This is a genomic window from Microbacterium sp. STRO-1N (genome assembly GCF_057748015.1).
The window spans coordinates 1,255,394-1,275,593 of sequence record NZ_CM173234.1 but is presented as its reverse complement, the minus strand read 5'-3'; the positions used below and the strand labels follow the sequence as shown (position 1 = coordinate 1,275,593).

Sequence of the window (20,200 nt, the reverse complement as noted above, 5' to 3'; positions counted from 1 at the left end):
CCCCATGAGTTCCGTCACCAAGCCGGCGAACCCCCGCTCGCGCGTCATCACCGCGAGCCTGGTCGGCACGACCATCGAGTTCTACGACTTCTACGCGTACGCGACAGCAGCCGTGCTCGTGTTCCCCGTGCTGTTCTTCCCCAGCGACAACGACACCGCATCGCTGCTGGCGTCGTTCGCCGTGTTCGGCGCGGCGATGGTCGCCCGTCCGATCGGCGCGGTCGTGTTCGGGCACTTCGGCGACAAGTTCGGTCGCAAGGCCACGCTGGTGGCGTCTCTTCTGACCATGGGCATCGCGACCTTCGTGATCGGCCTGTTGCCGACCTTCCAGCAGATCGGCTGGGTGGCGCCTCTGCTGCTGCTCATCCTGCGTCTCGCCCAGGGCTTCGCGCTGGGAGGCGAGTGGTCCGGTGCCGCGCTCGTCGCAACAGAGAACGCTCCGGCGGGCAAGCGCGCCTGGTACGGCTCGTTCCCCCAGCTGGGTGCACCACTGGGCTTCATCATCGCGAACGTGCTGTTCCTGGCCATCAACTGGATGCTGCCGCACAGCGAGAACCCGGCGCTGAAGTCCGAGGCGTTCTTGGCCTGGGGCTGGCGCATCCCGTTCCTGTTCTCGGCCGTCATGGTCATCATCGGCCTGTGGGTGCGTCTGAAGCTCGTCGAGTCCGACACGTTCAAGAAGGCATCCGACTCGGGGGCGATCCGCAAGCTCCCGCTTGTGACCGTGTTCCGGTTCCACTGGAAGCAGCTGATCCTGGGCACGTTCATCATGCTCGCGACCTACGTGCTGTTCTATCTGATGACGAACTTCACGCTGACATACGGCACGAAGCCGGCCGACCTCGAGACCGCATCCGCCGCCGCCCAGGCCGCCGCTGAGGCCACGGGCAAGGCATTCGATCCCGTTGTGTTCGCCGCGCAGTTCTACCCCGGCCTCGGCTTCGGCTACACCGACTTCGTGCTCATGCAGATCATCGGCGTGGTGTTCTTCGGCATCTTCACGCTGCTCTCAGGGCCGATCGCCGACGCCATCGGCCGCCGCAAGCTGCTGCTGTGGACCACAGGCGCGATCATCGTGTTCGGTCTGCTGTTCAACACGTTCCTGCTGCCGCAGACCGATCCGAAGTTCACCGGCGCGCTGACGCAGGCGTTCCTGATCTTCGGCTTCCTGCTGATGGGCACCACGTTCGGGCCGATGGGAGCCCTCCTGCCCGAACTGTTCCCGACGAACGTCCGCTACTCCGGATCCGCGATCGCCTACAACGTGTCGTCGATCCTCGGTGCCGCGGTCGCTCCGTTCATCGCGGTGGCGCTGTGGGCGCTGGTCGACGGCCAACCATGGCTGGTCGGTGTGTACCTGTCGTCGATGGGCGTTCTCACGTTCATCGCACTGATCTTCACGCCGGAGACCAAGGACCACGATTACGAGTCCGATCTCGGGGTCGGCGCGACGCTGTAGCGGTCTCCCGCCGGTTCGAATCGCTCGATTGTCCCTTCTTCGGCCCGATCACGGGTCAGTCGAGCGATTCGAACGCCGCCGTCAGTAGCGCGCGAAGACGCGGCGCGCGGTGCCGTCCAGCACCATGGTGGCGCCGTACGGCAGGATCCACTGCGGACGCGTGTGCCCGAACGGCAGGCCGACGCAGACCACGGCATCCGGGTTGTAGCGGCCGATGACGTCGACCACGGCGTCCCGCTGCGCGTCGCGCAGCGCCTGCGCTTCGGCATCCGTCGGGTGGAACTCGAAGTCGCTGACCGGCGGGCGGGCGACGACGACACCGGCGACGGCCGTCAGGATGCCTCGCTCGCCGAGCCCGCGCAGCCACCGAGCCACCCAGCCGGCGCTCGGGCGCTCCTCGCTCGTCTCGATGAGCAGGACCGAGCCTTCCAGATCGGATGCTGCGGGGAGCCGATCGACCCACGCGAGTCCGTCGAGCACCTCCAGGCACCCACCCCAGGTGCGTCCCTCGACGCGGAGCCGAGGTCCGGCCCACGTCCAGGGCTCGGTAGGCGAGCGATCGCCGAATTCGGAGAGCGCGCGGGGATCCTCCCATCGGCGACCCACGTCCTCTGACTCCCCCGGCTCGGTGACCTCGAGCTCGCCGCCGTCGATCAGCGCGGCTCGCAGCGACCGCAGATGGATCTCGTCCACGGAGGGGCCGGGGCCCAGGTGCACGGCCGTCGAGCCGCCGTAGTACCCGGCGATGCCGAGACCCCACAGCCAGTTCAGGATGTTGGTGTTGTCGCTGTAGCCCACGAACGGCTTCGGGTCGGCCAGGGCGAGCGCGGCATCCAGGTGCGGGACGACGAGCATCTGGTCATCTCCACCGATCGTCGCCAGGATGCCGCGGATCGACGGATCCGCGAAGGCCGCGTTGACGTCGGCGGCTCGTGCTTCGGGGCTCGCGTCGAGCATCCGGGTCGTCGGATACTCGACCGGGATGAGGCCGGTCTCTTCGGTCAGGCGACGCAGCGCCTGCTCGTGCAGCGCAGGCGCCACGGCCGGGGCAGCGAACGCGGGCGACAGGACGGCGACGCGGTCACCGGAAGCGAGCTTGGGCGGGATGTGCATGCGTCCATCCCATCACGACATCGAGTATCGGATCGTCAATGAACATTGACAGATCTCGATCGTCAACGTAAGTTGACATGCAGGAGGCGAATCATGAACACCCGCACCGCCAACGCCACGGACCCCGCCGGCGAACCGATCGCCGAGCTGCATCGTCTCGCCGATCTGCGCCGCGAAATCGCGCGCTCGGAGGAGGCTCAGGTGCGCAGGGCACGCACCGCCGGCTACTCCTGGCAGGCCATCGCCAGTGCTCTGGGCGTGAGCAAGCAGGCCGCGCACCGCCGGTTCGGGCGGGCGTAGCCCGCCCGCGATCAGCAGGTCTGCAGCACGGCTCGGGCGGCAGCGCGGTCCTCGTCACCGATGCCGAGGTCGTACGCGTCGAGCACCCCGACCCACTGCTCGACATACGCGCAGCGCAGCGTCGGCTCGGCAGGCAGCCAGTCGGCGGGCCCCGAAGCGCTCTTGGACTGATTCGTGCGCTGTGAGGCCGCGACGAGGTTCTCCGGATCGTTCGCGAAGACCGTGCGCTGCTCGTCGCTCCAGGCTTAAGCGCCGTGCCCCCACGCCCATCCGAGCGCCACGACGTGATCGATCTGCACCAGCACCGACGTGTTCTGACCCGAGACGAACGACACCGCCGTCCCGTCATACGGGTCGATGAGGTCGCCGGCGAGCACTTTGCACTCGCGCGTCCCCGCCTTGAAGACCGGGTTCAACAGGTCCCGGCCCAGGATGTCGTTGCGCGTGTCGCAGCCGTTGCGATCCACATCCGCCCACCGCTGGCCGAACAGGTCGCGGTCGTAGTCGGACGGCGCGAACCCCGAGACGGCCTCCAGACCCGCCAGGGTGCCGAGCGCCGGCGTCTCGGGATCGGTCGGGTCGGCCTCGACGGTCGGATCGGATGCCGCGGCGAGTGCGGTCTCCTCGGCATCCGGTTCCGATGCGGAGGCGGACGGCGTCCCGACCGGGGCCGGTCGTCCGGCCGCGGGCGGCGATGCGGGGTTCGCAAGGCCGATGCCGATCGCGACCGCCACGACGATCACGACAGCGGTGCCGATGCCCCACCACGCGCGCGCCCGCGGAGGAATTCCGCGTCGGCGTCGACCGGCGCCGCGCATCGCTCGACCGTGGTGCGTCACCGCACTCGGGCGAGCCGGCGGAGCCGCGCGCTCACGCGCACGTTCGTCGTCCCCCGGCCGACGCGGGGGCGGAGTCGGTGCCACGTCAGATGCCGCTGTCGTAGGTGTCCGGATCGATCTCGACGGCGACCGTGCGCTGCGGAGCCGCCTCCCACAGACCGATCGCGCCGATCGGCAGGGGACCTGCGACATCCACACGCCACACGAGATCGATCCCGGCGCGCCCCGAACCGCGGAACGGAGCCGTCACGACCTTCGCGCCGTCGTGGAAGCCCAGTTGCCGCTCCAGGCGATCCGGCATCACAAGGTAGCTGGTGACGTTCTCGTGGTGTCCTTCCTGCACCTGCCGCTGGGCGAGCCACGTCGCGCTGAGCGGCGTCACCGGCTCCCGACGACCGGCCAGTGAATCCAGCAGGAAGTCATCCCAGGCGATGCCCTCGTCGATGCCGACGGGGTCGGTCATGTGCACCAGCGCGCTCAGCGGGTTGTCGTCGATCGCCGCGACCCTCGGCTTGCTGCCGTGCAGCGAATGCCGCTGGATCTCCCCCATCAACTCCCGCAGTCGTGGTGCCGCCACGCGCGTCAGGACCGACTCCTGCGACATCGCGTCGCGCAGCATCCGTCTGGCGTTGTTCGAGGAGTGCGGGAGGTCGTCGTCGAGCGCTCCGACGCCGAACGAGGCGCCGTCCTGTCCGAGTTCGGCGCCGACCTCGCGCACGAGGTCCCGGAACGCGTCTGCGCGCCACCCGCGGCGCAGCAGATGCTCTGTGGTCATCCGGCGCAGTCGCGTCGCGGCCGCGTAGTCCGTCTCGATCACGGTGCCGATGTTCATGGCGAACGGCAGCGACTCCCGCGCGAGTTCGTAGTCGGGCTTCGACTCCCACTCCGGTCGGATCGCCCAGGGGTGATGCACGGCCCTGGCGAGCAGGTCGAGCCAATCGACGGTCTGACGATGCAGAGACGAGAGCCGCGCGAGCTCGCGCCTCGCGTGCCGCGAGGCCTCCGAGATGTGCTCGAGGTGTGCGTGCGTGAGGTCCACGTGACGCTGGAACGTCGACCATCCCCGGTGATAGGCCGCGAGGAACCCGATCGTCAGCAGTGCTCCGACAACAACACCGAGGGCGACGGTCATCCACGTGTCCGGATACCAGAATCCCACCCGGCTCACGGTCTCGCGCATCTGCGGGACGAGGAGCGGCAGCAGCTCGACCAGTACCACGGCCGCGATGATGACGAGCCAGGCGATGAGCACCCGCCGGTGGAACGCCTTGCGCAGACGGATCAGTTCACCAGGCATCGGCGCCCGCAGGCGGTCGATCTCGCGCGCGTAGCGGGCGACCGCGGTCTGCGCCGCCGTGCGGTCGGCGTTGAGCGTCGAGAGCAGGCGCCACGTGAAGGAGCGATCCCGGGCGACCGCCCAGCTGTCGTAGGAGGCGAGTGCGTCGTCACGGCGGCGACGTTCGGCGTCTGCCGCTCGAGCGCGTGCTGCCGCGGCGTCACGGCGAGCCCTGGCATCCTCCCACTGGACCCGCATCTCGCGCTGCATCTGCTCGCGGTGCTCGCGATTCGCCGTCTGCTCCGGCGTCTCGGGCGCGGATGCCGCCTGTGGCGCCGGAGGTGCCGGAGGTGCCGGAGGTGCCGGCGCACGATCGGTCGACGCGGCTACCCCCGCCTCCGCGTCCTCAGGCGAGTCCTGAACCGCCGATTCGTCCGTCTCGAGGGCATCGGCTTCTGCTGCGGGGTCCGAGGATTCGGTCGCCTCGGCATCCTCCACCGAATCCGGACCCCCGCCGGAATCCGACTCCGCTTCCGACTCCGCGGGAGCAGCCGGCTCCTCCGCGTCGGAGTCGGCGGACGGCGCGGCCGGAGCCGCCACTTCTCCGGATTCCGATACCGCATACGCGGCCAGCGGGGAGTCCGCCGGACCCGAGTCCGCCGGCGCACGGGTCGCAGGCACCGCGTCAGCGACCGTCTCACGGGCGGAGACCGGCTCCGGGAGCAGTCGGAACGCGTGCTCGGCCGCCGCTACCTCGTTCGCGGCCTGCTGCGCCTCGCCGACACCGGCACTCGCCCACGCCGCCAGGTGGATGCGCGGTTCACCTGAGGCGAGCACGTACCAATCCACCGGGACCGGGAGATTCGCTGGTCCCTCTTCGATCGTCCAGGCATCGTCCGGGTCGGGGAACACATCCGAGACGCGCCCGAAGACCGGGACCTTCTCCTCGATCTTCACGAATCCCAACTCGGTGAGATCCGAGCTGCCGTCGAGAGACCCGAAGACCAGTTCGCGCAGGCGCGCCCACAGGCGAGGTGTGGTCCGGACACCGCCGACCCCGACAGGTGCCGCCATGGCCGCGCGCGCAGCCTTCTCCGCGTCGAAGATCGCGTCGCGCCGAGCGATGAGCTGCGCGTCACGCGCATCGAGCACGGTGTCGTAGTCCTGGCCGACGATGTGCGTGCCGTCGTCGGACTGCAGCTGGCGGGTCAGCGCCCTGCCCGTCCGGGAGGTGATCCAGCGCCAGGTCCATCGCGGCATCGAGGCCAGCTTGTCGACGCTGAAGGAGCCGAAGCGCCGGAGCTGCTCCCCGATGCCGATGCGGGCGCGGCCGGGCTGACGCTCCTCCTCGATCGGATGGAAACTCAGCGCCCCCTGATCGAGCGACATCGAGGCGGACACCATCTGCTCGACGTAGCCGGGGACGAGACTGTCTTCGATGAATGCCGTCCCGGTGGGCGGCGAACCGGCGCTCGGATCGATGAGCAGCGAGTCCGCTCGGCTCGCGAGATCGAGCACCTGTGCCGCGGTCCGACGACCGAGCGCCTCCGTGATCACGGCGTTGAGGAACACGCGCGACACCCACACGCTCTGGTGACTGGAGGCCTCCCGCTGCACGAGTTCGAAGCTGCCGACGCCCGCGCCGTTCCAGAGTCCTGCGACGCTGGCGAGGTGCATCAGCGCGAAGCCGACGAACCGGTCGTTGTCTCGGACGAACGCGTCACCGGACCACGGCGTCGAGCGGTCCTCCGGCGAAGCGACCACCACCGTGCCGTACTCCGACGCCGCCCAGTCGACGCGCTGCTGCAGCTGGAACTCCGTGGGTGCGCAGATGAGCGTCAGCCGCGAGAGGTCCGTCGGCTGGTCGGCGATGCTGACGGTCGGCACCGCCATGGGCATCGCCTTGACGAGGTACTCCCCGACTTGCTCGGCGATCTCATCCTGTTCGGCGTCGACCTCGCGCGACGGCACGGCCGAACGGAGCTTCACGAGCCGCACGAGAGCGAGGCTCTCCCTGGCCAGCGACTCGAAGAGATCGACGTCGACCGCCGTCAGCCGGTGCTCGCGATCCAGCACCAGGATCGTTGCGCCGATGCGCGGCGGGCCGGACCGCGCACGCCGCACGTTCTCGGGGCGCACCCAGAGCGCAGGGCCCAGCAGCCCCATCCTGGTCCACTCGCCGGCGAGCGCGAGCAGCGCTTCGCCCTGCTCCCCGCTGGGGAGCAGGATGACGCTCACCTTGCGATCCGGCCAGGACGATCGGACCACGTCAGACCCCGGTATCCACGGCGCGCGTCGCCATGACCGCCGACGACAGGCTCTGCAGCGCGGATGCCACCTGGTGCCGGATCTCCCAGCTCACCGGATAGTCGTACACCGACACCGAGAAGTCGTGCTCGCCCACCTGAGAGCGGAAGTTGGCGTACTCGCCGGCGAAGTAGTCGCGCAGGGCCTGCTGCCGCTGAGCGAGAGAGCCCGATGCCTCGCCTGCGCGCGCGGCATCCGGAACCGGAGCATCCGGCGCGAGCCGACCCTCCTGCACCCAGCGCACCAGCGTGTCGGACATCTCGAGATCGTCTCCGCCGAGGAACGCGAGGATCTGGTACGGGCGCAGCGGCTCCAGCGACTCCTGCGTGTTGCACAGCGCCAGCGCGATCGTCAGCGACTGCATGACCACGCCCGGGTAGTCGTACGGCTGGGTGCGCCGGGTGTCGAGCAGCGGCCGCGGGAAAGCGGCGTTCCGACGCGTCTCCGGGTCCCACAGCGAAAGTCCGGGCCCTCGCTCGCCGCCGTCGCCGTCGACGGTCAGCCACTTCAGCGCCTTGGCGACGTACCAGCCGCGGATCATCGCGTTGATCACGGTCGGATCGGCCGGGATCGACTCGCCGAGCAGGCGGGAGCGCTTGAACCGCCAGAAGGCCTCACGGCTCTCCTGCGAGTTCGACTGCCGCAGCCAGTCACGGGCGATCGGCTCCATCACGGAGTCCATCACGATCGGCTGATACGGGAACCCGCTCATCGCGAAGACCTCGATGCCCTCGACTCTGGCGTCCTGGAACCAGCTGTCGGAGACCGCGTCGTTCCAGAAGCCCATCGCCCCGAGGACCTGCTTGGTGACGGCGTACATCTCGGTGCCGGCCTTGAACGGGATCGAGCTGAACACCAGGCTGGTGGCCTCGTTGACGGACTTGTCGTGCACGAGCCGCAGCAGCGTCGGGTTGAGCTTGACGAGCGGTTCGCTGGCGCCGAGCGCGGACTGCAGCTGCTCGCGGAACTTCTCCCGTCGACGACCGAACACATCGGGTGCCAGCTCGGACTCGTCGAAGAAGCTCCGCAGGTCCTCGGTGACGTAGGAGTTGAAGGCGGTGCCCTCGCGGCGCATCCACTTCCGGGCGCGGTCGACGTAGGCGTCCGGTGTGGTCGCCATCGTGAAGCGCGGGTTCTGCGGCGACCGGGACGCCTCGGGGTCGGCGGTGACCGAAGGCTTCCAGGTGCGGGCCTGGTCGATCATCGACCAGGTGCCGGCGTCCTCCTCGCTGCGCGACACAGCCGGAACGCCGACGATGAGCTCGCGCACGGCGTCGAGGATCCCGTCGGCGAACCGCCCCGTCCCCTCGGAGAACGTGGATCGAATGAGGCTCTCGAACTCCCGCGGGTACTCGTCCTGCTCCACGAGCAGTCGCTCGTTGGGTGCCGGAGTGTACTTCCGCGGGACCGTCGAGTCCTCGCGCTTGGGCCAGAAGTCGTAGTCGTTGTCGCGGTCGTCGGCGGTCTTGCGCGCCTTGACGCGCAGCGCCAGCTCTTTGTATGCGCCCTCGAGGTGCACGCGCAGCGGGCTCAGGAACTCGCGTCGCAACTCGTTCAGCAGCTGGGCAGCGCTGCGACGCAGCGGTGCCTCCGCCGACCATTCGAACGCCTGCTGGATGCGCTCGACGGCGCCGATGACGGCATCCTGATCCGGGCGGATGGACTGCTGGTTCGGAGCGCTCTGCAGCTGCTCGCTGACCAGCGACGGCAGCGACTGCACCCATTCCTCGTGCATCTGCGCCTCGGACTCGAGGCCGTCCACGGTGCTCTTGAGCGTGCGGTCGAGGCGGGTGAGGAGCTCGGTCACGACAGGCAGGCCGTTGGTCGCGACGTGCTCGGCGATGACCCGCAGCAACTCGCCCGGGGCCTCGCGCTCCCAGTTGTCCAGCAGCACCTGCCGGTGGTTCTGCTCGACGCGCAGCAGCTCGGGCTTGCGCACCGACCACTCGGCGAGCAGGCGCTGACTCCAGGTCGTGAGGTCGAGCCCGCCGTTCTTGTCGAGCTGGTTGGGGTCGTTCAGGCGCAGCTGGATGTCCTGACCGAGCTTGGTCGCGAGCGCGGCGCGCTCGGCGGCGGGGCGCAGCCGGTCGATGACGTCGTTGTGGTCGTCGGTGTCCTCGTTGAGCCGCAGTTCCCGGATGAACAGCTGATAGTCCTGATCGGCGCGTACCGAGATCCACTCGGCCTCCGTGCGCTGCGCGAACAGCGGGTCGGCCTCGGTGTGCGCGTACAGCATGCGGTCGATGACGGACCGCGCCAGACGCTCGGCGGAGTACTCGAAGAACTTCTCTCGGCCCAGCGTCACGCGGCCGAATCCCATCGACGAGAACGCCGGCGAGTGGTGAGCCGAGTTGATGAGACCGGTCGCGTCCGGCAGGACGTTCGCGCCGACGCGCGCCTGCCAGTTGCCCGACGCATAGGCCGTGATGCTGTCCTGCACGCGGTCGTCGGTGATCCATGCCGCGAGGCTCGCCGACACGGCGTTGTAGACCTCGCTCTGATCGGCGAAGGTCACCTTGGAGTTGCTGCGGCCGACGATGAACGGGTACGCGGCGCCCACCCGGTCGCGGGCCCCGCCATACGACGGAGCGACGCCCTGCGTCTGCAGCAGTTCGATGGTCGAGTTCGACGGGGTGTCGGTCCAGAAGCCGTTCATGGTCTCGGCGATCGCGGCGAGTGCGTTCCCCGGCGTGCCGGCGGTGACGCCGAGCTGATCGAAGACGTCAGGGGCGTACAAGATGCTGAAGACCTCGTTCGACCACGGGTACTGCTTCGCCGTCGACTTGACGATCTCGATGATGTCGAGGAACTGACCGGCACCGGAGCCACCGGCCACGGACGAGACGACGATGACCGTCGGACTGCTGTTGGCCGACTCGTCCCTGGCGCGCAGGGCGCGGCCCAGGGTCTGCAGCTCGGCGAGAGCCGCGGCATCTCCCAGCCGGGCGATCGCGTTGCGCGCGGCGACGGCGATGTCCCTGGTCGACGACAGCGCGACGGCTCGACCGACCGCGCGGAACTGTCCTGCGCCCTTCGTCACGTCGACCCTGACGCGGCGAGGATCGGGAAGCTGTCGCTCGATGTCGGCGTGCACGCTCTGATTGGTGGCGTGAGCGCCCTCGATCGTCTTGTAGACCGTGTCGTAGTTCGCCCCGGCCGACACCAGGCCCTTGTACTCCTGCGCCGGAAGGAACGGAGCGGGGTAGTCGACGCCGTCCTGCACGGTCGGCGTGTCGAAGTGGAGGAACTGCCAGGCGGCGGGGATCCCGCCGTTCCAGCCCGCCTGCTGCAGCTTGAGCTCGAGCTGGTACTTCAGGCCGCGCAGCGTCTTTCCGCCTGAGCCGCCGACGCCGATGATGAGGAAGGGACGAAGCATGATGTCTCTCTGTCTTTCGCGATCGGTTCGGTTGTCAGGGGCGCGGCGGCGGAGTGCCTGGTCGCGGAGGAGGCGGAGTGCCGGGGCCGCCGGAGCGCGGCGATGGCGCCGAGCCGGCGCCGCGCGCGGGTGGGGTGGCCGCGCCCGGCGCGCGGCCGGGAAGCGGAGGAGGTGCGCCGCCTTCGGACGAAGGCCGCGGTGCCGGTGCCGGTGCGGATGCCGGGGTGATGGTCGCTGGCCGCGCTGCAGGTGCGGCGGGGCGGCCGGACGCGGACGAGGCCTTCTCCCGATCGCTCTCGACGAGGTCGGCGCGGGCGCGGTTCACCGCTTCGGCGAGTGTGGAGTCGACCGTGATCTCGGCCAGACGCTGCGCGTGCTGACCCTGATCGCTGGGCGATGCCCGGTGGTAGAGGACGACGGTGCCGGCGACGGCGTCGCCGCGCGCGGTTCGGCGCAGCTCGGACTCCGGCACCACGATGCCGAAGAAGCGGTCCAGCGGCAGCTTGGCGAAACGCAGCCGACGCCGGGAGTCCTTGGACCCTGTCGCCATCCGGCCCGCTCGCGCGGTGACCAGAGCCGTTCCCACCGGTGCGGTGACCTCGTACCAGGGTGCGCGCAGCGGGAACCACGGCACGCGCGCCCGCAGGGTGCCGAGCACGGGGTCGGTGATCGACCGCTCGCCGTCGGACGGCGAGCGGTAGGCGAAGGCGTCCGACAGGGCGCTGCCCTGGCTCGGCGCCGTGATGTGCGCGCCGGCCGGGCCGATCTCGATCGGGAACGCCGCGCGCTGCGTGCTCTTGGGGACGTCGATGCGCGTCGTGAGCCAGTTGAGCACCCACAGCACGAGCAGCGGCAGCAGCAGACCGACGGCCAGCAACGCCAGCGCGAGCAGCAGCACGGCCGCGGTGTTCACCGGGTGCGTGGAACGGAACTCGACAGGAACATTCTGCTCGACGCTCTCGCCGTTCGCCGAGGTGAACGCGATCGGCACGGCTGCGGCGACGTCGCTGTCGGCGGCGATCTTGTTCGTCACGGCGACGGGGATCTGCACCTCGCCGTCCTCCGGGACGACGACGCACTCGTTCTCGTCCAGCCCGGAGAAGCTCCAGCGCCACGCGTCGGCGCGGTCGCCGGCGTCGCTCGTGATCGTCACGGCGTCCGCGGCGACGCAGATCGTCCCGTCGCCGCCCTCGGTCGGCCCGGCGATCGTGATGACGCCCTCGGCTCTGCCGTCCGAGCCCTCGAGATCGCTGAGACGCGCAGGCGGATTCGTCACGGCGTGCGGGAACTCCGCACCGAGCGTGAGCGTGATGGTCTTCTGCGTCGTCACGGGAGCAAGGCCCAGGTCGTGCTCTTCCGTCCGCAGCGGATCGAGGGATGCCGAGACGTCGATGGTCGCGGCGTTCACCTCGGCGGGGAGCGGAATCGTGATCCGACCGGTCTCCGGGTCGACGCTCGCGTCGGGAAGGACCGTGCGCGTGCCGTTCTCGAGATACGACGCAGTGAACGCCGCCTCCCCGAATTGCCCGAGATCGACGGCCTCGCCCTCGGCATCCCGCACCGTGGCGTTGAGCGCGGCCGCGAACGACCCGTCCGCCGACATCTCGATCTCGTTGACGTCGTCGAACTCGATCTGAAGGTCGCTGAAGAGGTACAGCGACGCCGAGGTCCGCTCGGCCGCCTCCAGCTGCCAGCGGCCTTCGGCGGAGTCGTCGACGGCGACCTCGATCGTGCTCGCACCGTCGCTCTCGGTGACCTCCACGCCGTCACCTGCGGTCTCGGCGGTCACGGGTGATCGTCCAGACCCTTCCGGCGGGGTCAGCGTCCAGTCCCCTGACACGATCACGCGGAAGCGCGAGACGCCCTCGTCGATCCAGAAACCGCCGTCCTCATCGAATGGCTGCGGGAAGCCGCCGGCGACCTGCGCGCCGAGCTGCAGGAACACCAGCGACAGCGCATCAGGGCCGTCCGCATTCACGAACGCGCCGTGCACGAACGTGTCGGGCATCGGCTGCTGTCCGCAGACCGGGTCGGCACCCTGGGCTCCGCCTTCGACGAGCGTCTGCATCGTGCCGGCGGCATCCGCGGCATCCGCTCCGACCGCGAGCAGCGCACCGACGACCACCACGCCGGACTGGCGGAACGAGTTGAAGACGCCGTATCCGGACGGGGCTGCACCGCGGTCGCTGAGCGCGGCGCCGCACATCGCGTTGAGCGCGTCGAAGTCCTCCTGCTGCTGACCGTCGGGGGCCTGGATGTCCAGTGCGCCGTCCGTGAGCCAGATGAGCATCTGGCAGCCCGGTGCCGTGCTCTGCTGGTCGGCGAGCTGCCGCTGCGCGCCGGCGAGGGCATCCGGCCAGTTCGTATAGCCCTCAGGACGCTTCTGCCTGATCGTGTCGGCCAGCTTGTCGGAGCTGGTGTCGTCGTAGGCCTGCCAGCCGATCGCGGCCGAGTAGTCGGACGCGAAGAAGCCCGCACCCCAGTTCACCGTGATGTCGTCGCCGAGCGCGCCGAGTTGCGACAGGCTGTTGCCGAGGATCTCGGCCCGCACCATGTCGGGGTCAGAGCCGGGTCCGCCGCCGTCCGCCCTGCGCAGCGACGTCGACGAGTCGATCAGGTAGTACACGTTCAGGGTGCTCTGCGAGGCGAGGCAGGCACGCAGGTCGGCGATGGCCGCGTTGCCGGATTCCGAGAGCTCGCCGCCGGAGACCGCCGTCGCGACGGGCGCGACGGTCTCCACGGGCGCCGCAGCGGCCGAACCCGCGGCGCCGAGGGACGCCAGCAACGCGACGATCGTGGTGATGACCGCGGCCTTGAGCCTCGAGACCCTGGTCATGAGAGCCCCCAGGCCTCGGACAGCGGCACGGCGAGATTCAGGATGTGCCAGATCCCGATCACGACCGCCGGCCACAGCGCCCAGCGCAGAATCGAGGTGAAGCGGGCGTTGATCGTGAAGTTCGCATTGCGGCGCAGACCCGCCCGCTGTCCGATCACATCCCACCCGTAGCAGGCGATCACGATGAGAGGTGTGAGCAGGTAACCGAGGAAGCTGAGCCACCAGAGCTCTGCCACCACGAGCGGCAGCGGGATGCCGAGGAACAGTTCGACCGGAGCGCTGAACGCGGCGATCACGATGATCGCGATGACGAGGCTCACGGCGAGCGCGCCGAGTCCGATCGCCATCGGGACCGGCGAAGCCGCACCGGCGCGCGATGACGGCCGTGCAGTCGCGTGAACCGCTGATGTCATCGCGTGCCTCCACCCGTACGCGGGCGGCGCCCGGCGTTCTTTCCCCGTACTCCACACATTAGCGACGGCCTCCGACTCTGCCTATAAGACTCCTGGGAGCGTGACTCGTGCGATTCTCCCCCGCGAACCTGCGCTCCCGATCACAGTCGCCCGCCCGACAGGAAGTACGGTCGTAGTACTCCCTTCTCTCAGAACGAGGTCCCCGCATGTCCCGCACGGCGCCCGCACGCCGCCGCGGTCGCGGCGCGCCGCAGGATGGTCCGCGCGCCACGTTCCGCCAGCTCCTCCCCTTCCTCTTCGAGCACAAGCGCACCCTGATCGTCGTCGCGGTGCTCAGCGTCTTCGGCGCGGCGACGTCGCTCGTGCAGCCGCTGCTGGTCGGTCAGGTCATCACGGCCGTGCAGACCGAGCAGGCGCTCGGCGTGCTCATCTGGCTGCTGGTCGGCTTCGTGATCCTGTCGTCGATCATCTCCGGCTACCAGCACTATCTGCTCCAGCGCACCGGCACGGCCGTCGTGTACTCGTCCAGGCGCAAGCTGATCGCGCGGATCCTGCATCTGCCGATCAGCGAGTTCGATGCGCGGCGCACCGGAGACCTCGTCTCCCGCATCGGCACCGACACCACGCTGTTGTACGCGGTGCTGACGCAGGGCCTCGCGGATGCCGTGGGCAACGCCATCCTGTTCCTCGGCGCCCTCATCGCGATGCTCGTCATCGACCCGATCCTTCTGCTGCTCATCGTGGTCGTGATCGGAGCATCCGTCGCCGTGGTCGTCGCTCTCAGCGGACGCATCCGCGAGGCGTCGACGGCTCAGCAGGTCAAGGTCGGCGAGCTCGCCTCCGGCGTCGAGCGCGCCGTCGGCTCGATCCGCACGGTACGAGCGTCCGGAGCCACCGAACGCGAAACCGAAGCCGTGTCGGAGCTGGCGAGCGAGGCGTACGGCCTCGGCGTGCGCATCGCCAAGGTCTCCGCGCTCGTCGTGCCGATCGCCGGCATCGCGCTGCAGCTCTCGCTGCTGGTCGTGCTGGGCGTCGGCGGATTCCGCGTCGCGGCGGGCTCGATCGAGATCGCGGCCCTCATCACGTTCGTCATGTTCCTGTTCATGCTCGTGATGCCGCTGGCTTCGACGTTCGGCGCAATCACATCGGTCAACCAGGCGCTCGGAGCGCTCGGGCGCATTCAGGAGGTCCTCGAGCTGCCGCAGGAGTCGGACGCCGACATCGACACGGCCGCGCGCGTCGGCCGCAGCGCCGACGTCGCGAACGCTCCGGCGCTGGAGTTCCGCGACGTCCGCTTCCGGTATCCGGCCGACGTCGTCGCCGCGCGGAAGGCTGCAGCGACCGAGGCGCACAGCGTCCTCGTCGATGCGCACCTGGAACGCGACGGGGAGGAGACCGCGCCGTCCGACAGTGACGGCGAAGTGCTGCGCGGCGTCTCGTTCTCGGTCCCCCGTGGCGCCCGCGTGGCGCTGGTGGGTCCGAGCGGTGCGGGCAAATCCACGATCCTCTCGCTCATCGAGCGCTTCTACGACCCGACCGGCGGTTCGATCCGACTCGGTGGCCACGACATCCGTACCTACCCGCGCGCCGAACTGCGGGCGCACTTCGGTTACGTCGAGCAGGACGCTCCGACGCTCGCCGGCACCCTCGCCGACAATCTCCGTCTCGCCTCACCCGGAGCGAGCGACGCCGACTGCGAGCGGGTGCTGCGCGCGGTCAACCTGGGCGACGTGCTCGAGCGCGGTTCCCTCGGTCTTGCGACGCCGGTCGGCGAAGACGGCGTGATGCTCTCCGGTGGCGAGCGTCAGCGGCTCGCGATCGCCAGGGCGCTGCTCACGGAAGCGCCGATCCTGCTGCTCGACGAGTCGACCTCATCGCTGGACGGCGTGAACGAGCAGCGCATGCGGGAGGCGATCGACGCCGTCGCCACCGATCGCACGCTGGTCGTGATCGCGCACCGGCTGGCCACGGTGATCGACAGCGACGTCATCGTCGTGCTGCAGGACGGTGAGGTCGTCGGTCGAGGCACCCACGCCGAGCTGATCGAGACCACCCCGCTGTACCGTGACCTCGCCCGCCACCAGCTGCTCGCCTGACCCCGCCGGGGATGACGCGACGGCAGGATGCCGGGGACCACTCAGCCATGGGTTCGTCCTCGTCACCCCGCCGTCGCGGGTCTGTGCGCTGCGCTCAGCTCGTGCGCGCGAGCCGGTAGCGAAGCGAGGCGAGCTCGGCCCGCAGCGCGGCAGGGAGCTTGTCTCCGAACGTGCCGTAGAACTCCTCGATGCCGTCGGCCTCGGCCTGCCAGGCCTCGGCATCCACCCGGAAGAGCTCGTCGAGATCGGCTTTCGAGATGTCCAAGCCGTCGAGGTTGAGGTCAGAGGTCTGCGGAAGCCGGCCAACCGGGCTGTCCACGGCCGGCACCTGACCGTCGATGCGGCGGATGATCCAATCGATCACGCGCGAGTTGTCGCCGAAACCGGGCCACAGGAACCGGCCGTCCTCGCCGCGGCGGAACCAGTTCACCTGGAAGATGCGCGGTGCGCGGTCGAAACGGAGCCTGCGCCCGATGTCGAGCCAGTGCGCGAAGTAGTCCGCCATGTTGTAGCCGCAGAACGGCAGCATCGCGAACGGGTCCCGGCGCAGTTCGCCGACCGTGCCCTCGGCCGCGGCCGTCCGCTCGGACGAGATGGTCGAGCCGAGGAAGACGCCGTGCGCCCAGTCCGTCGCCTCGACGACCAGCGGAACGTTGGACGCCCGTCGGCCGCCGAAGAGGATGACGTCCAGCGGGACCGCTTCCTCCCAGTCGTCGGAGATCTGCGGGCACTGCGATGCGGCCACGGTGAAGCGCGAGTTCGGGTGCGCCGCCGGGCGCCCCGAATCGGGCGTCCAGGGGTTGCCCTCCCAGTCGATGAGGTCGCGCGGCGCCGTGTCGGTGAGTCCCTCCCACCACACGTCGCCGTCAGGGCGCAGCGCGACGTTCGTGAAGATCGTGTTTCCCCACAGTGTCTCGACGGCGGTCACGTTCGTCGATTCGCCGGTGCCGGGGGCGACGCCGAAGAATCCGGCCTCGGGGTTGATCGCCCACAGACGCCCGTCCTCGCCGGGACGGATCCAGGCGATGTCGTCGCCGATCGTCTCGACGCGCCACCCCGGGATCGTCGGACGCAGCATGGCGAGGTTCGTCTTCCCGCAGGCCGAGGGGAAGGCAGCGGCGACGTGGAACCGGCGGCCGTTCGGGTCGATGATCCGAATGAGCAGCATGTGCTCGGCCAGCCAGCCCTCGTCGCGGGCGATGACCGAGGCGATTCGCAGGGCGAAGCACTTCTTCGCGAGGATCGCGTTGCCTCCGTAGCCGGATCCGAAGGAGTACACCTCGAGCGTGTCCGGGAAGTGCACGATGTACTTCTCGTCGTTGCACGGCCACTCGGCATCGTGCTCGCCTGGTGCCAGCGGTGCGCCGACGGTGTGCACAGTGCGCACCCACGGCGCTCCGCCGGCGATCTCGCGGGTCACGGCGTCGCCGACCCTGGTCATGATGCCGATGGATGCCACGGCGTACGCGCTGTCGGTGATCTGCACGCCGATGTGCGAGAGAGGGCCGCCCACCGCGCCCATCGAGAACGGCACGACGTACATGGTGCGTCCGCGCATGGAACCGGCGAACAGGACGTCCATCTTCGTGCGCATGGCACCGGGCTCGGCCCAGTTGTTCGTGGGGCCGGCGTCCTCCTCGCGCTCGGAGGCGATGAAGGTGCGCCCCTCGGTGCGCGCCACATCGCTCGGGTGCGAGCGTGCGAGGTAGGAACCTGGGCGCCACTCGGGGTTGAGCTTGATGAGCTTGCCCTCGTCGACGAGACCGCGCAGCAGCGCGTCGTTCTCGGCGCGCGATCCGTCCACCCAGTGCACGGCATCCGGCTGGGTGAGAGCACGGATCTCCTCCACCCACGCGCGCAGCTCCGCCATCCCCGGGGTGTCGTACGTCGGCTCCGCACCCAGCGCACGCGCCGGTGCGACGGAGGCTGTTCGAAGGGTGAAGGTCTCGGCGATGGCCATGTCCGCTCCTTTGAAGAGTAGGTCGATATGACAATCCTGCGCCGATTGTTCCATGCCTTTCGGATGCTTTGGCATGTAAGAATCTTGATTCTTTCGGTATGCTCAAGGAATGAGCGGCTCCGGCATCCATCTCACGACTCTCGGTCATCGCATCCGCCACCATCGCACCGCGAGCGGCTACACGCTGGACGAGCTCGGCGCCATGGTCGGGGTCGCCGGTTCGCAGCTGAGTCTCATCGAGAACGGCAAGCGCGAGCCCAAGCTCTCCCTGCTGCAGGCGATCGCGCAGGCCACAGGCACCGAGGTCGCCGACCTGATCTCGGGCGAGCCGCCGAACCGCAGAGCAGCGCTGGAGATCGAGCTCGAGAACGCCCAGGCGAGTCCGGTGTTCCGTCAGCTCGGCATCGCGCCCGTCCGCGTCACCAAGGGCATGTCGGACGAGACGATCGAGTCCCTGCTCGGTCTGCACCGCGAGCTGCAGCGCCGTGAGCGCGAGGCCATCGCGACGCCGGAGGAGGCTCGTCGCGCGAACACCGAGCTGCGCCTGCGCATGCGGGCGCAGAACAACTACATCGGCGACATCGAGAAGCTCGCCGAGAAGCAGCTGCGCTCGGCCGGGCACGTCGCCGGAGCCCTGACCCACCGCACCGTGAGCATCATGGCCGAGAAGCTCGGCTTCGAGCTGATCTACGTCGCCGACCTGCCCCATTCGACCCGTTCGGTCACCGATCTCGAGAACGGTCGCATCTACCTGCCGCCGGCGTCGATCCCCGGCGGCCACGGCCTGCGTTCGATGGCGCTGCAGGCGATGGCCCACCGGCTCCTCGGCCATACTCCCCCGACCGACTACGCGGACTTCCTGCAGCAGCGGCTTGAGATCAACTACTTCGCCGCGTGCTGCCTGATCCCCGAGACGGCCGGCGTCGCGTTCCTCCAGCAGGCGCGCAAGGACCGCAACCTCGCCGTCGAGGACTTCCGCGACGCGTTCGGCGTCACGCATGAGGCGGCTGGCATGCGCATGACGAATCTGCTCACCGAGCACCTCGGGATGCCGCTGCATTTCCTGCGCGTCGACGAGACAGGGGCGATCGCCCGGGTGTACGAGAACGACGATCTGCCGCTGCCGATGGACGTCACCGGCGCCGTCGAGGGTCAGCGCGTGTGCCGCAAGTTCCAGGCCAGGGCCGCGTTCTCGCAGCAGAACCGCACCACGGAGCACCATCAGTACACGGACACGCCGTCAGGCACGTTCTGGTGCGCGACGCAGACGGGTTCCTCCAGCGACGGCGAGTTCTCGATCACGGTCGGCGTGCCGTTCGACGACGCGCGCTGGTGGCGCGGCAGGGAGACGCCGGACCGCGCCGCGTCCACCTGTCCGGACGAGGCGTGCTGCCGCCGCCCGGCGAGCGATGTCGCCGACCGCTGGAGCGGCAAGGCATGGCCGAGCGCTCGCGTGCACACGCACATGTTCTCGCCGCTGCCTCGGGGCGCGTTCCCCGGCGTCGACGACAACGAGGTGTACGAGTTCCTCGCGCGTCACGCGGCGGAGTGAGCCGCCCGTACGCTGGAGGGATGACGATCACCCTGCATGCCCGCGCTGCTCTGCTCGACATGGACGGCACGCTGGTCGATTCGACCGCGGTGGTCGAGCGGCTGTGGCTGGAGTGGGCCCGCCCGCACGGTCTCGACCGCGAAACCGTGCTGCGCACCGTGCACGGCCGACAGGGGCACCAGAGCATGGCGCTGCTGCTGCCGGACCGCGACCATGACGTGAACCTGGTCGAGAATCAGGAGATGCTGCTCCGGGAGAGCGAAGACGTGGACGGCGTCATCGAGATTCCGGGTGCGGCCGCTTTCCTGCGTGCCCTCGCACCCTTCCCGCACGCGATCGTGACCTCGGCCGACGTGCGCCTGATGACCGCCCGCATGGGCGCCGCCGGCCTGAGCATTCCTTCGCTCGCCGTCACGGCCGAGAGCGTGTCCCGCAGCAAACCGGACCCCGAAGGGTTCCTGCGGGGCGCCGCGGAACTGGGCGTCGACCCCGCCGACTGCATCGTGTTCGAGGACTCGGCGGCGGGCATCCGCGCGGGTCTGGATGCCGGCATGACCGTGATCGGGGTCGGACCGCACGCCCCGTCGTTCGATCCGACGCATCACGTCGACGATCTGACCGCCGTGCGGATCACCGCAGCGGGCGAGGGCTTCGCCGTGCAGATCGGCTGACC

The 20,200-nt window shown here is 69.4% G+C and carries 12 protein-coding genes and 1 pseudogene; 5 read left to right on the top strand and 8 right to left on the bottom strand.

Annotation, left to right across the window (positions count from 1 at the left end; translation table 11 throughout):
* The first annotated feature begins 4 nt into the window (after nt 1-4).
* On the top strand, nt 5-1,459 hold the full coding sequence (locus tag AC3ANJ_RS05860) for an MFS transporter (RefSeq protein ID WP_488318660.1): 1,455 nt from the start codon (nt 5-7) through the stop codon (nt 1,457-1,459).
* A gap of 81 nt (nt 1,460-1,540) precedes the next feature.
* On the opposite strand, the gene AC3ANJ_RS05855 is transcribed toward AC3ANJ_RS05860, so the two are convergent.
* Nucleotides 1,541-2,572 carry a S66 family peptidase gene (locus tag AC3ANJ_RS05855; RefSeq protein ID WP_488318659.1) on the bottom strand — a complete coding sequence of 344 codons (1,032 nt, stop codon included), beginning with the start codon at nt 2,570-2,572 and terminating at the stop codon, nt 1,541-1,543.
* A gap of 93 nt (nt 2,573-2,665) precedes the next feature.
* Here AC3ANJ_RS05855 and AC3ANJ_RS05850 point away from each other — a divergent pair, with 93 nt between their 5' ends.
* Nucleotides 2,666-2,872 (top strand): AsnC family protein, encoded by a 207-nt coding sequence (locus AC3ANJ_RS05850; protein ID WP_406246075.1) that lies wholly within the window; start codon nt 2,666-2,668, stop codon nt 2,870-2,872.
* Nucleotides 2,873-2,883: 11 nt separating this feature from the next.
* Here the strand turns inward: AC3ANJ_RS05850 and AC3ANJ_RS05845 are convergent.
* From AC3ANJ_RS05845 to AC3ANJ_RS05820, 6 genes and pseudogenes are all read right to left on the bottom strand, one after another.
* Nucleotides 2,884-3,054 (bottom strand): annotated as a pseudogene (locus AC3ANJ_RS05845) (HNH endonuclease family protein); the annotation flags it as partial.
* A 63-nt stretch (nt 3,055-3,117) separates the two neighbouring features.
* Nucleotides 3,118-3,690 carry a hypothetical protein gene (locus tag AC3ANJ_RS05840; protein ID WP_488318658.1) on the bottom strand — a complete coding sequence of 191 codons (573 nt, stop codon included), beginning with the start codon at nt 3,688-3,690 and terminating at the stop codon, nt 3,118-3,120.
* Between the two features lie 106 nt (nt 3,691-3,796).
* Entirely contained in the window at nt 3,797-7,225 is a 3,429-nt protein-coding gene (locus AC3ANJ_RS05835) for a hypothetical protein (protein ID WP_488318657.1), read from the bottom strand.
* A 31-nt stretch (nt 7,226-7,256) separates the two neighbouring features.
* Nucleotides 7,257-10,670 carry a tubulin-like doman-containing protein gene (locus tag AC3ANJ_RS05830; RefSeq protein ID WP_488318656.1) on the bottom strand — a complete coding sequence of 1,138 codons (3,414 nt, stop codon included), beginning with the start codon at nt 10,668-10,670 and terminating at the stop codon, nt 7,257-7,259.
* A 34-nt stretch (nt 10,671-10,704) separates the two neighbouring features.
* On the bottom strand, nt 10,705-13,506 hold the full coding sequence (locus AC3ANJ_RS05825; RefSeq protein ID WP_488318655.1) for a vWA domain-containing protein: 2,802 nt from the start codon (nt 13,504-13,506) through the stop codon (nt 10,705-10,707).
* On the bottom strand, nt 13,503-13,919 hold the full coding sequence (locus tag AC3ANJ_RS05820) for a hypothetical protein (RefSeq protein WP_488318654.1): 417 nt from the start codon (nt 13,917-13,919) through the stop codon (nt 13,503-13,505). Before AC3ANJ_RS05820 ends, AC3ANJ_RS05825 begins: the two co-directional genes overlap by 4 nt.
* A gap of 206 nt (nt 13,920-14,125) precedes the next feature.
* Between AC3ANJ_RS05820 and AC3ANJ_RS05815 the strand changes: the two genes are divergently transcribed.
* Entirely contained in the window at nt 14,126-16,015 is a 1,890-nt protein-coding gene (locus AC3ANJ_RS05815; RefSeq protein WP_488318653.1) for an ABC transporter ATP-binding protein, read from the top strand.
* 94 nt (nt 16,016-16,109) lie between these two features.
* Here the strand turns inward: AC3ANJ_RS05815 and AC3ANJ_RS05810 are convergent, their stop codons facing one another.
* Nucleotides 16,110-17,975 (bottom strand): phosphoenolpyruvate carboxykinase (GTP), encoded by a 1,866-nt coding sequence (locus AC3ANJ_RS05810; protein ID WP_406246088.1) that lies wholly within the window; start codon nt 17,973-17,975, stop codon nt 16,110-16,112.
* A 109-nt stretch (nt 17,976-18,084) separates the two neighbouring features.
* On the opposite strand from AC3ANJ_RS05810, the gene AC3ANJ_RS05805 reads away from it, so the two are divergent.
* Nucleotides 18,085-19,527, top strand: a complete 1,443-nt coding sequence (locus tag AC3ANJ_RS05805; RefSeq protein ID WP_406246090.1) for a helix-turn-helix domain-containing protein — start codon at nt 18,085-18,087, stop codon at nt 19,525-19,527.
* 20 nt (nt 19,528-19,547) lie between these two features.
* Entirely contained in the window at nt 19,548-20,198 is a 651-nt protein-coding gene (locus tag AC3ANJ_RS05800) for an HAD-IA family hydrolase (RefSeq protein ID WP_488318652.1), read from the top strand.
* Nucleotides 20,199-20,200: the final 2 nt, after the last annotated feature.